Below are 12,313 nucleotides of genomic sequence, written 5' to 3' on the forward strand. Positions count from 1 at the left end.
TTTAACTGCTCTTATTTTGCGCTAAAATACGATCAAGATTGTTAGCAAAGTTTTGTCTGTCACTTTGGCTTAATGGAGGCGGCCCACCACTCATTTCTACGCCACTTGAGCGCATAGTATCCATAAAATCGCGTACATTTAGTAATGAACGAATGTTTTCAGTGGTGTAAAGCTCACCGCGCGGATTAAGCGCTTGGCCGCCATTATCAATCACTTCACTTGCCAGTGGAATATCTCCAGTGATCACTAAATCGCCTTTTTCTATTCGTTTTACTATTTCATTATCAGCCACATCAAAGCCCGATGACACTTGTAGTCGGCTAATAAATTTTGACGGTGGGATGCGCATGGCATGATTTGCAACCAGTATTGTTTCTGTTTGCGTACGCTCTGCGGCTCTAAATAAAATTTCTTTTATTACCACCGGACAAGCGTCAGCATCAACCCAAATTTTCATGCTAAGTTCTTTAAATTGCTTTAGTATTAAAGCGATCCTATAGCAATTTCTAAAGAAAAGGAAACAACATGAAACTCGCTTTTAAAACCGCATTATTTATTACCACCGTGTTTTTACTCAGTGCCTGTACCAGCGCACCCGAAGGAATAACCCCTGTTAAAAACTTTGATTTAGAGAAATACCAAGGCAAGTGGTATGAAATAGCACGATTAGACCACTCTTTTGAACAAGGAATGGAGCAAGTAACAGCCACTTATTCAATTAACGATGATGGAACGGTAAAGGTATTAAACAAAGGCTTTATTAGTAAAGTACAAAAATGGGACGAAGCTGAAGGCTTAGCTAAATTTGTAGAAAAAGCCGATACAGGGCATTTTAAAGTGTCATTTTTTGGCCCGTTTTATGGTGCCTATATTATTTTTGAGCTCGACCAACCTGATTATCAATATGCGTTTATTACCAGTTATAGCAAAGATTACTTATGGTTTTTATCGCGAACACCTACAGTGAGTAAAGAGCTCAAGCAGCAGTTTTTAAGCCAAGTAAAAGCGCTTGGTTTTGCAACTGATGAGATTATATGGGTAAATCAAAAATCGCTGTAAAGGGGGTTTACACGCCCCTAGGTTGTAATAAAACGTTCACCTTACTGTAAGGTAAACTAAATAAAGAGGGGCTATATTAGCCTCACTTGCAAAGAGACAGGCAAGTACAAGACATAATGACAATCCCCCTTTTTAATTGGCAAGCCTGATGGCTTGCCATTTTTTTACCTCAATTTAGCCTATTCTTTGGGATCAGATTTTTACTAACTAAAGCCCATTTAAACCAAAAAATAACGTACTCGTGGCCAATATCAATAATACAAGCAAGTTAAAAAGCTTAGTTAGATTGACTAAAAAACTATAAAAAATCATTATAATTAAAGCACTTAACGACATAAACCCGCAAAACTGTAGAGCGCCATAGCCGTGTAATTCGCTAACACAAAGTAGTAAACTTAGTAAAATACTGATCCAAGCAACACTCAATAAAATTAAACGCTGCTGATCAGTCGGGCGCTTGTTAAAAACATCCTTAAAATGATTAAACTTAGCCAGTGCAAAGCAGTTAAAAGCCACCAAACATAAACTAAAAGGGAGCAGTGCCATCATACTTTTTGCTCCTTAGTGTTTATCGGACTAGGTTTTTTAGCTTGCAGCGCAGTACGTAATTTTTCGGTTTGTAACAAAAACAGCAAACCAAACAGTAAAAAGAGACTATCAAACATAAATAAAGCCCACTGTTCATTACGTAAATAACTGATTATATTCCCTTGTGTTGTTAGCGCATTAACCACTGGCACACTAAAACAAGCAATGCAGTTTATGGCAGCCATAACACACCACTGCGACTTGTCACGCTTTACAAAAGCGATAATAAGTACACACAACCAAGTTAAAAAGAAGGCAAGTATCTCTTTATCCGCGCGCTCCATTGCGCGAGTGCTGATTAATCGGTTTGCTAAAAAGAACGCAGACGTTGCCAAGGGCAATCCCATTAAAGTTCCTAAATTAAGCGCTTCGACGAGTTTTAAACCCCATGATGGCTGGGCATTTTTTTTCATTCGCTCCCGAATACGCTTCGCCCACATAATACAGCCCGTGGCTATCATTATGCAGCCAGCAATGCCGCCTAAAAAGTATAAAACACGTAATAATGGCTCTGCTAAACGCCCAGTGTGCATTGAATTTAGTGACTCATACAGCGCTTTACTGCCGGTAAGTTCATCATCAGTTTGAGCAACAAGCTCACCACTCGCTCCACTAAATATCAAACGCGGTGCTTGATCCCTTAATGTTTTTCCAGGACTGACCAAAACCATAATAGTCGCAGCGGCCTTATTCGGCTTATTTATAATCACCCTAGTTATATCAGCCTCTGGCCACTTAGTATAAACCTGATCCAAAATAGTATTGATAGGCACTAACGGTGCAGTGCCTTGCAACGACTCTGTTGCAGAACTACTTGGCGAAACATCATTAAAAAAGCCTCGTATTCCATCCTCATAAACGGTTTGCGCGGGGTAGGGGAAAATCATAAATATCAGGGTAATAATGCCCGTATAAGTAATCATTAAATGAAACGGTAAGGCAAATACCGAACTTAAATTATGCACGTCTAACCAGCTACGGCTGCCTTTATTAGCTCTAAAAACAAACATATCTTTAAAAATACGTTTGTGAATAACGACGCCAGATATCAACGCAATGAGCATAAATAAACTAGCAAAGCAGACAATCCAACGCGCCGTTTTAACATCAATATAATGCAAATCAAAATGCAGGCGATAAAAGAAATTCCCCCCTCGAGTATCTACAAAGGGTGCTAAAGGCTGCATATTATTTGGATCTAAACGGGTATTTTCGAACTGCGCTCTGCGCTGTCCAGGCTCTTTTGGTTTTGCATAACCATACGTTAAATAAGGTATACGCTCCTCAGGAAGCGTTATACGCCAATTAGGCGCATTAGGTGCTTGCGCATTTAAATACTCAACACCCGACACGATTTGTTGCTTTTGCGCGCCAATACGATCTGCCTGCTGCTCAATATTATGGACACTTGGCTGATTCCATAAGCTCACTTCATCTCTAAAAAAGCTAATAGTGCCTGCAAAAAATATTAAATACAGTAACCAACACACGAGCAAACCCACCCATGTATGTAACCACGTCATTGAACGAAAAAAACTCCCTTTCATAACCATCCCTTCAATAGCGATAACACGACAAGTTGCGCTGCAATACTTAGTAAAATACTGATCCAAACAGTTTTTAATGAATGAATATAAAAGCTATAAATAAACACCAGGGCATAAATTAAAATACTCGCAGACACACTAAGCAAAACCGCGTCAACTTTAGGCACAGGCACTACTGCACTTAATAGCGACACACTTACGGCTGTAAAAAAATACCCGCCAACAATGGCAATAAAAAAACGCGATAAAACCGCTAATTCATAGCTAAAGCGTTGCATAAATTGCCATAACATAGAAAAAACGGGTTTGGGAAAGTCTAAAAGACGGTTGGTGGCCTGCATAAACTGCAAATTCCTTTTAAACATAGCTAAAAAAAGATGGCGATATTATAACGCCAACAAATACAAAAGATAGTAATTCTTATTTGTATTTGAATGCAGTAATAGGCATTTAATTGAGTTAGTTAAATAGTGATCTATATAAAGATTAAAAGTCAGCTATAAAATAACCTATCTAAGTGAATGCTTACTCTGGATGCGTTGCTGTTACCGGCTAAATACATAAAGACACAGTAAACACACGTCCGTGTATGAAATTAAAAGTTAAATAAAGCACTCTATTTAATAAGTTTTTCCATAGCCTTAACAGGTAATTTTGATATAAGAAGCTAATAATTAGAGACCTTTTAAGCTATAAATTTCTCTCAAATAACACTGGATCAGTATTTTACCAACAAGGCATAAAATACCGCTGGCATAAACCGATTTTTTACTAACTTATTACCAAAGAAAGCTAAAAAACAACCAAAACGATGAAAAAACAGGCTTGGAAAATTAAATTTTATACTTTTAAACCGACATGTTAGTAAAAATCTGATCTTTGATAAATGCAGTTTAATCCGTAATAATTTTAACTGGGAAGGTAGCAATAGAGATACAACGCGTAAATTATGCTCAAAAAATAAACATTTAGCATAGATGTTGCAGTCACTTTATTTCACCGCTTAAGCACAGAGCGATTGCCATAAAAAACTAAAAAATGGTTATGAAAGATTAAAAATAGTTTATAAACATTCATATAGGCTCAACATCAATTAAGTCGCTTTGACTATGCCTTAAAATAACTCCCTCTAGCGTTAAAAAATAATTAACATCGGAGCTATTTTTCTTGTTGCATTTTGCTGGTCAAAATTAATAACTTCATACTAATTATCTCTTTTAAAAAGCCTTAATGTTAACAAAAGATTTCATTTTGATAACAATTGTGTTTAAATCCGAAACAATGGACTGAGATAACCCTCAAAACTAATTTGCACGGAAGTAAAAAAATAATAATTTTTAAAAATGGAAAAACTATGAATAAAAAAATCTTTGCTGCTTCCGCTTTGCTAGCAATTTCATCAACTTCTTTACTTGCATCTAACCAAACATTTCAAGCAAGTGTAAATGGTTGGACTGAGCCTACTTTTGCAGAAGATAGCCCACTGCACTTTGGTAAAATTCGCTTATCTACAAGCTCAACCTGTACGATGGATAATGCAGGCGCTGTATCGGGTGACTGTGATGCGTCAGATGCAAACATTCAATTAGGTGGAATTACTGTATCTGGTTTAGCGCCAAATTCAGCAATGAATATTACTGTATCTGGAAGCACAGGCACTAACTTAACTTTTGCTCCAGTAACAACGGCTACAGATGGCACAACCAGTGTAACAACTGCTGACAATGTTGCGTCTGCTTTCACTACTGATGCAAGTGCAACCGATATTACTGTTAGTGTATATGGTGATATGACAGTTGATTCTACACTGACAGCGGGCGCTGCTTACACTGTAGATTATACTGTAGATGTGTCTTTCCAATAAGACTATGAAAGCTGAGGCTAACTTACTAAGTTAGCCTCAGTTTATTTTTTTGCGCAATTGCGCATTAAAAATAAAATGTGTGGAGCAACGCGCTCCACTTTTTATTATCATGTTGTTGAGTTGTCCCATGATTCTTAAACTTTTTTGTTGGGCCGCCCTTTGCCTAACTCTTTTACTACCTGAAATTTGTAGTGCCAACCTTGCGCTGTCTGAATACCGTTTATACTTTGATGGACGTACTAAAAATAATTCACTACTTATCAGAAATACCTCTAATAAAAATCTCGATTTTAAACTTGTTGTTACCCATAAAGATATGACCGAAGAAGGAGCACTTATAGATGTTACTCCGCAACAAGTTGAAGGACGCTCTGCCAAAAACATGCTACGGTTTTCTCCACGTCGCGGCACTATTGCCCCAAAAGGGATGCAAGCTATCAGAATGACCGTTCGCAAAAAAGCTGAGCTTGCTGTAGGCGAATACAGGGCGGTGCTTAAAATCATAGCCTCTGAGTCACAAAACCCCGACATTGATGGAATAAGCATTAGACCTAAAGTTGCTTACAGCGTGCCTGTTATTGTTCGTCATGGCCAATTAGAGGCTGACTCAGAATTAATAAACCCGCAATTAATTACTCAAAATGGGCGTCCGACTCTAACATTTTGGCAAACACTCACAGGGAATCGCTCTGTGTATGGAAACTTTGAATTAGTCGATGAGAATAATGTAATGATTGGTGAAATAGCCAATGTGGCCGTTTATACCCCTTTATCACGTCGCAAGGTATACATCACTTTACAGGCCCCTGTGACAGGGCCTGTGACACTCAATTACAAAGAAAACGAGCTTTACGGCGGTAAAATCGAGTTAGCGATCCCTATTAATATCAAATAACAAATGCTACACATTAATGCCTTATACTATGGTATAACGGCTCGCTTGTTACTTTGTACATTACTGTTAATTGTACCCAAAGCAATCATCGCAAAGCAGTTACCGACTCTTTATCAATGGCCTATTGATGAGGAGTCTTTTGTGATTATAAATGTAAGAGTTAATGGCCGTTCTGTTGTCTCCGACTTAGAAGCTTACTACTCAAAATCAAATAAGTTGCTACTTCCCATAAGCGGCCTGAAATCGACCATGGGAATTAGCTTAAACGTGTCACAAAATACACTGTCTGCTAACGTTGACTCAAGTGAGCAGGTGCTGAATGCTGAGCTTTCCTCAACTTTAGCCCCCTCAGAAAATGTTTCATTGTGGGCTGTCGATGACTACGACCACTATGTTGATTTATCTGTTATAAATACACTTTTAAATACCGACTCGCGCTTTGATTACTCACTGATGCAGGTTTCATTTTCTAGTAACTTGCTTACTTATAATAACAACCAAGTAACGAGTGGTATTACAAAAAAAATTAAGTCCAAAGCACTGCAATACGACCACTTTATAGACGACCAATACCAAGCGCTAACCTACCCCGTGTCTGAATATTCGCTATCAGCAAGCTATAAATCGTCTAATAATCGTTATAAGGGACTACTCAGGCTTAATAGCTACTTTGACTTATTTCATCATCGAGCTGAACTACGATTCAACAAAAACGAAAACACCGCTAATACCTTTTTAAAAATAACTAAAGACTTTAACTTAAGTGAACAAGATCACTCACTGGCACGCATTCACTACCAATTGGGAGATATTCAATCTCAGTCAGATCAGCTTATTACTAGCTCAAACCAAGGCCGGGGATTTTATATTTCAAATGCTAACCCGCATTCGGCACAAAATTTTTCAACTATCACCATAGAAGAACCGGCACTACCTGGCTGGCAAGCAGAGCTGCATCGAAATGGCCAATTTATTGCCACGACTCAAGCTAACGACGAAAATTTGGTTCGATTTACCGATGTTGAAACTTTTTACGGCAACAATATCTTTGAAATTAAACTTTTTGGCTCACAGGGTGAGCAAATTACACGCACTCAAAAATATACAATAGGGCAGACGCACTATCGCCCGGAAAAATAAGCTATCAGGTGGAGTTTTTAGAAACAGATAAAAGCGTTTTTAATCAATCCAGTAACTCCTCAACGGCGATGAGTAATGCCTTTAAAAGTAATCTCTCTTATGGCATTAGTGAGTTTATTACTTATGACGCTCAAATTACTCATTTGCAAACTGAACAAAATAACAGCAGCTACCTATCATCTGGGCTAAACACACTTACAGATCACGGCAGTTACCGTTTTTTAGCCACAAAACAACTCGATGCTGGCTATGCTTATTTTGCCGGTTTTAGAGGCCTACTTTCTAATAAACTTTATAACGATATCAATGTTAATGTTGAATACAGTGCCCTTAATAACTTTTCTAGCGCTTTATTTGTAGCAAAAGAGAACTCACTCAAAAATAGGCTGTCACTGAGCCTCAATGGCCGCACTGATTTTTTTAACTCCCTTAACTGGAATATGAGGTGGAACAATGAAGTACGTAAAAATACTAACACTAAAAATCGGTTCTCATTAGGCATCAATAAAAGTTATGTCGCAGGAACATGGTCAAGCCAACTATTTTATGATGACGATACAAATAACCTAATAAACCGGCTTTATTCTTCAATAGATATTGCCTCTTGGAAATGGACCAACACCTTAGATTGGCAGGCTAATAATGGCGCAGAACTCACTCGTTTGAGAAGTAGTTTACGCTGGCCACAAACACAAAGTACCTTTAATCAAACCCAGCTGACGTATCAGTCTAACTCTGCGGCAAGTACGCTTTTAAATCATCAATATACTTACCGCCATGAGATATTTAATATACAAGTATCAGGGCAAGTTGATAATCAAGGAGATTGGCGCTTATCTTTAGGTTTAAATGGCACATTTAGTTTTGATCATTTAGAAGCAGACTTTAACTTTGACACTCCTCGCTCATTAAATTCCGGGCAAATAGAAGTTAGTTCGTTCATAGATTGGAATGAAAATGAAATCTTTGACCAAGGCGATGAGCCAATTCAAGACGTTAATTTTACTGGCAACTACCTATGGCGAGATAAATACACCAATAATGACGGAAAGGTCTTGCTACCAAGCAGTTACGGTGGCCAGGTTTTAGATGTTAATTTACGCTCGTTGTCTAATCCTTACTTGCAGCCCTCTTTAGGAAAAATTAAAACATTGGCTCATAGAGGCGGACAAACCAAAGTAAATATTCCTTTAGTGGTCTACAACGAGGTTGAGGGGACTATTTATCTATCGAGCAATGAAAAGAGTAAACCTATCGCAGGACTCACGGTTGTACTTAAAGAAAAAGACGGCGAAAAGCATTATTCAACGGTCACTGAATATGATGGTTATTATTATTTCCCCAATGTTTCTCAAGGAAATTATATACTTGAAATAGAAAAAAATGAGCAACTCTCAGAAAACATAACTATAAAAAATCTTCCTGAGCAGGTCATCACTGAAAAAAGCGGCGATACCATAATATTGCAAGATATTATTGTATACACAAATAACGCTGATACCTTAACTGAACAAGCTACAATAGCGGCTGAATCAAACCAACAAACACCTTATTTTGTGCAATTAGGCGTATTCAAAAAGTTTCAATCGGCACTTACTGTTGCGAATAAAATTGATAAAGCAGCCTATGCTTTGCAGTTATATAAGCATGAACGTCGTGATAGCTATTACCTCGTTGCAGGCCCATATAACAATGCAGCTAAAGCACAACAAACCATTAATGATGTTTATTCAATACCAGCGCTTCATGGTAGCTTTATGGTTGATGCAAGGCGATATGTCTCACCACAGTGGCGAAAAATAGGGGAGTGGAGCGATATGCAAACCAAAAATACTGAGACTTATTTTTGCCAGTATGGTGCATATACCTCTAAAAAATCCGTTAACAAAAAACTGCTAAAAGAAAACCCATCACTGTTCATAGCAGAACGAGCAATAAAAGGTAAAGCCCACTATTTGATGCTGTCAGGACCTCATAATGCAAAGCAAACAGCTTGTGATACGCAAGTGATTAAACAAATAAAAGGGCTCACCACCGCGATAAAGAAACCTTGGCACAGCATTTTTACTATAAATCAGTAGTAAAGTACTGCACCTGTGTTTTGCCATCACTGTTTAAATGCGACTCACATTTTATTTCACAACGCGCTCCCGCAGATTCAGCAACCCAAATCGATTGCGCGCTCTTTTTGATATAACACGCAGAATACAGAGCATCTTCTTTTTGCGCAGCAACAACAAAGCAACGCTGAAAATCACCCAAAGCTAATACTTTGATTGGATAAACTTGTTCTTGTGCAATTACACCAGCACTAAATGTTTGTGATGATTTAGCATAAACAGCATATGAAATAGCGAGCATACACACCAAAAACATTAAAATAGATATTTGTTTCATATAATTAAAGCGAATTAAAAAGCAATATAGTAAGTGTAGAATAAATTAGTTTTTATGTGTTTATTTAACAAATATTAGACTGTAAATAGCAATGACCGCTTGATTCACCACAAGTCAATGTACTGATGATATAATACATTTTTTGCAAAAAGAGCGGGGCACTATGTTAACTATTTCAAATACCGTAACCATAGATGAATGGGAAGTAGAGCTCAGCGCTATTCGCTCACAAGGTGCAGGCGGGCAAAATGTTAATAAAGTAGCCAGTGCTATACATTTACGCTTTGATATTAATCGCTCTAAATTACCTGACTTTTATAAAGAACGATTACTTGCTTTAAAAGATTCAAGGATCACCAAAGAAGGGGTATTGATAATTAAAGCGCAAAGCCACCGCACTCAAGAGCTCAACAGGGAAGATGCATTAAAACGGCTAAAAGATTTAATTTTAAGCGCGACTAAAGTTAATAAAGCACGTCGTGCTACCAAACCTAGCCGTAACTCACAGCGTAAACGCATGGACAAAAAAACCAAACACGGCCAAACCAAAGCCCTACGCGGTAATATTAAGCTATAACTTAAGTAATCTGAACTCTGGATAATAAATCTATCTCAAGCAGCTATTTTCAGCGCTAACTGCGTTGAATTTACTTGCAATAGGCTAGTATAAAAAAGGCTGCGGATGCAGCCTTTAATTTAATCATAAGTATGATGGCGGGTGACGCTAAATCGGTTGAGGATTCGATGCACTACATACACTGCACTTAAGCTTACTGTTACTGCAACAGCCACCGAGCTAAATCGATACATGGCGCTGTATATTAAATCTTGCCCTGGGCCTAACGACTGACCAAATAAAATGCCAAACGTGGTCAATACCCCAAACCCAACACCCGGTGGACCACCGCCTAAAATATGAAAACGACTGAATATAAAAGACAAAATCCATAATATAGCCACCGGAAAAAGCAAAACGTCAGTATGGTTATACAAAAACAATTGCGCAACTAAAGCAGCATTACAGCCTATCAGTGTACCAATAATACGTTGCCAACTTGCGGTGCCCGCAGCCTTAAAACACAACGAAAACAAAATTAAAATAGACGCCGCTTGCGCCGAAATTGAATCTTGTAAGTCAAGTACCTGAAAAACCTCGAATGATAAAGTCGCAACGCTAGCGCATAGCAACACCTCGTGACGAATACTTTCTTTATCCTTGTGTGGCACAGCCCGCATGGGCCGCGCTGTCACATCAGGAAACAAACCATGCATCAAGAGCGCAATAATAATAGTAATAAAAATAGCCATACCATTACTTAAAATAAGCGGGTAAATGCTGCTTCCTTGATCAACATGGCTGGCAAAGTGCAACTGAATCGATAAACTCACCGCACCTAACGCACCAAATAAAAACGCACCACCAGAGCTCATTAAGTAAAACAATATACAAAAGCTGGCAAAAATAATGAGCGTCATTAACACCGGCAAGTGTGAAAATAAGCCCTGTAAAATAAGCACTATAAACGCACTGTAGGCAGCACTGGCAACAAATTGACGGATCACGCCTTTGTTAATACTTGGCACTAAACCGAGTAATAACATAGGGTAAACTGTAAAAAATATTCCATTGGGCCAATTCATTAACTTGCACAAAGTAAAACCAATAGTGCAGCCGCCAGCAATCCGTAGCGCTTGGCGTAAACCATTTGAATCGAGTTGTGGCGCTTGGCTAACATGTTGTGTCATTACTCGCCCCACTAATAAATGTAATGTAACCAACTAATAAAGCGGATCTGTACTGATCCCAACCATTGACCTATAGCCGATTGTGGAAGTAACTGCACAGTGGCACGCGCACCACTGGGCATATTATTTATAAGTTGAGTGTTATTTGGCAGCACTAAATGAATACGTTGACGCTGAGCGTCACGAACCCAGCGGTTGCTGGTTTCGGTGGTGCTAAGTAATCCATTCGCACTAAGTTGCCCGTCACTAACACCTGCTTCGAAGGTTTCAATTTTAGCGTCGAATACTTCACCAGGTCGGCTGTCAAACACTACTTTTGCTAAACTGCCTGGCTGCATATTTAATAGTGACTTTTCACGAAAATCAGCCACTAAATCTGCTTTTCTTGCCACAATAGCAAGTAATGGCTTACCCGCAACAGCATAGGAACCCTCAAGTAACTGTAAATTAGCCACTACACCATCACTTAAAGCACGCACTTGCGTATAGGATAAGTTAAGCTCGGCTTGCGCTAACTGATTGGCCGCATGGCGCAGCGCTAAATTATCTTGCCCTGAATCGCCACGCGCTAAAACAGCTTCAGAAAGCTGTGCTTCAAAGGCGGCTAAATTAGATTGGCTTGCTGCAAAATTTGCACGAATGCTTTCAAGCTCTTGTTCCGAAATAGAGTTTTGTTTATAAAGCGTTTCGCCACGCTTTTTTAATAGCTGCTGCTCATGCAATTTAGCGTTAGCTGCACTTATTTGTGCCTCAAGCGCTTTTACATTGGTATCAAGGCGTTTATTTTGAAGTTTAGCATCGTCAAGGGCAAGCTGTGCTTGCTCAAGTGCTAGTTGGTAAGTATTTTTATCTATCTCAAATAATACATCACCCGCTTTAACCGCTTGGTTATTACTGACCAATACATCGGTAACACGGCCATTTATTTGCGGTGATATTTGCACAACCGGATGATAAACCCGTGCCTGTGGCGTAACCGGCAACCATACATCGGCAACAATATAATAAAAAAAGACAACAATAAAACCAACAAGCGAAACTTTAACGTAGCGGGCAAATTTTTGATCAGGTGTCATA

13 protein-coding genes are annotated in these 12,313 nt (G+C 38.7%); 6 read left to right on the forward strand and 7 right to left on the reverse strand.

The window, feature by feature from the left end:
• Window position 1: 1 nt before the first annotated feature.
• Window positions 2–457: a YaiI/YqxD family protein gene (locus L641_RS0115925; protein WP_024602430.1), complete on the reverse strand. Its 456-nt coding sequence runs from the start codon at window positions 455–457 to the stop codon at window positions 2–4.
• A gap of 68 nt (window positions 458–525) precedes the next feature.
• Here L641_RS0115925 and L641_RS0115930 point away from each other — a divergent pair, with 68 nt between their 5' ends.
• Window positions 526–1,059, forward strand: coding sequence for a lipocalin family protein (locus tag L641_RS0115930; protein WP_024602431.1), 534 nt, complete (start codon window positions 526–528; stop codon window positions 1,057–1,059).
• 207 nt (window positions 1,060–1,266) lie between these two features.
• On the opposite strand, the gene L641_RS0115935 is transcribed toward L641_RS0115930, so the two are convergent.
• Genes L641_RS0115935 through L641_RS0115945 form a run of 3 tightly spaced genes read right to left on the reverse strand, consistent with a single transcriptional unit; the run spans window position 1,267 to window position 3,535 of the window.
• On the reverse strand, window positions 1,267–1,608 hold the full coding sequence (locus L641_RS0115935; protein ID WP_016899981.1) for a DUF3325 domain-containing protein: 342 nt from the start codon (window positions 1,606–1,608) through the stop codon (window positions 1,267–1,269).
• The gene (locus L641_RS0115940) at window positions 1,605–3,194 is read right to left on the reverse strand and encodes a PepSY-associated TM helix domain-containing protein (protein ID WP_024602432.1); all 1,590 of its coding nucleotides are present in this window, start codon (window positions 3,192–3,194) and stop codon (window positions 1,605–1,607) included. Before L641_RS0115940 ends, L641_RS0115935 begins: the two co-directional genes overlap by 4 nt.
• Window positions 3,191–3,535: a hypothetical protein gene (locus L641_RS0115945; RefSeq protein WP_016899979.1), complete on the reverse strand. Its 345-nt coding sequence runs from the start codon at window positions 3,533–3,535 to the stop codon at window positions 3,191–3,193. The genes L641_RS0115940 and L641_RS0115945 overlap by 4 nt, the downstream gene beginning before the upstream one ends.
• Window positions 3,536–4,548: 1,013 nt before the next feature.
• On the opposite strand from L641_RS0115945, the gene L641_RS0115950 reads away from it, so the two are divergent.
• From L641_RS0115950 to L641_RS23620, 4 genes are all read left to right on the forward strand, one after another.
• Complete coding sequence (locus L641_RS0115950) at window positions 4,549–5,058, forward strand: hypothetical protein (RefSeq protein ID WP_013462807.1); 510 nt, start codon at window positions 4,549–4,551, stop codon at window positions 5,056–5,058.
• A 127-nt stretch (window positions 5,059–5,185) separates the two neighbouring features.
• On the forward strand, window positions 5,186–5,953 hold the full coding sequence (locus L641_RS0115955) for a hypothetical protein (protein ID WP_232311369.1): 768 nt from the start codon (window positions 5,186–5,188) through the stop codon (window positions 5,951–5,953).
• Between the two features lie 141 nt (window positions 5,954–6,094).
• The gene (locus tag L641_RS23615; protein WP_253944068.1) at window positions 6,095–7,093 is read left to right on the forward strand and encodes a hypothetical protein; all 999 of its coding nucleotides are present in this window, start codon (window positions 6,095–6,097) and stop codon (window positions 7,091–7,093) included.
• Between the two features lie 8 nt (window positions 7,094–7,101).
• Window positions 7,102–9,174 (forward strand): SdrD B-like domain-containing protein, encoded by a 2,073-nt coding sequence (locus L641_RS23620; protein WP_253944069.1) that lies wholly within the window; start codon window positions 7,102–7,104, stop codon window positions 9,172–9,174.
• On the opposite strand, the gene L641_RS0115965 is transcribed toward L641_RS23620, so the two are convergent.
• Window positions 9,161–9,490, reverse strand: a complete 330-nt coding sequence (locus L641_RS0115965; protein WP_024602434.1) for a hypothetical protein — start codon at window positions 9,488–9,490, stop codon at window positions 9,161–9,163. The genes L641_RS23620 and L641_RS0115965 overlap by 14 nt on opposite strands.
• A gap of 163 nt (window positions 9,491–9,653) precedes the next feature.
• Between L641_RS0115965 and arfB the strand changes: the two genes are divergently transcribed.
• Window positions 9,654–10,067, forward strand: coding sequence for an alternative ribosome rescue aminoacyl-tRNA hydrolase ArfB (gene arfB / locus L641_RS0115970; protein WP_013462803.1), 414 nt, complete (start codon window positions 9,654–9,656; stop codon window positions 10,065–10,067).
• Between the two features lie 119 nt (window positions 10,068–10,186).
• On the opposite strand, the gene L641_RS0115975 is transcribed toward arfB, so the two are convergent.
• Entirely contained in the window at window positions 10,187–11,236 is a 1,050-nt protein-coding gene (locus tag L641_RS0115975; protein WP_024602435.1) for a DUF2955 domain-containing protein, read from the reverse strand.
• Between the two features lie 11 nt (window positions 11,237–11,247).
• Window positions 11,248–12,312, reverse strand: coding sequence for an HlyD family secretion protein (locus L641_RS0115980; RefSeq protein ID WP_024602436.1), 1,065 nt, complete (start codon window positions 12,310–12,312; stop codon window positions 11,248–11,250).
• Window position 12,313 lies beyond the last annotated feature (1 nt).

The organism is Pseudoalteromonas sp. TB41, from assembly GCF_000497975.1.
GTDB lineage: Bacteria > Pseudomonadota > Gammaproteobacteria > Enterobacterales > Alteromonadaceae > Pseudoalteromonas > Pseudoalteromonas tetraodonis.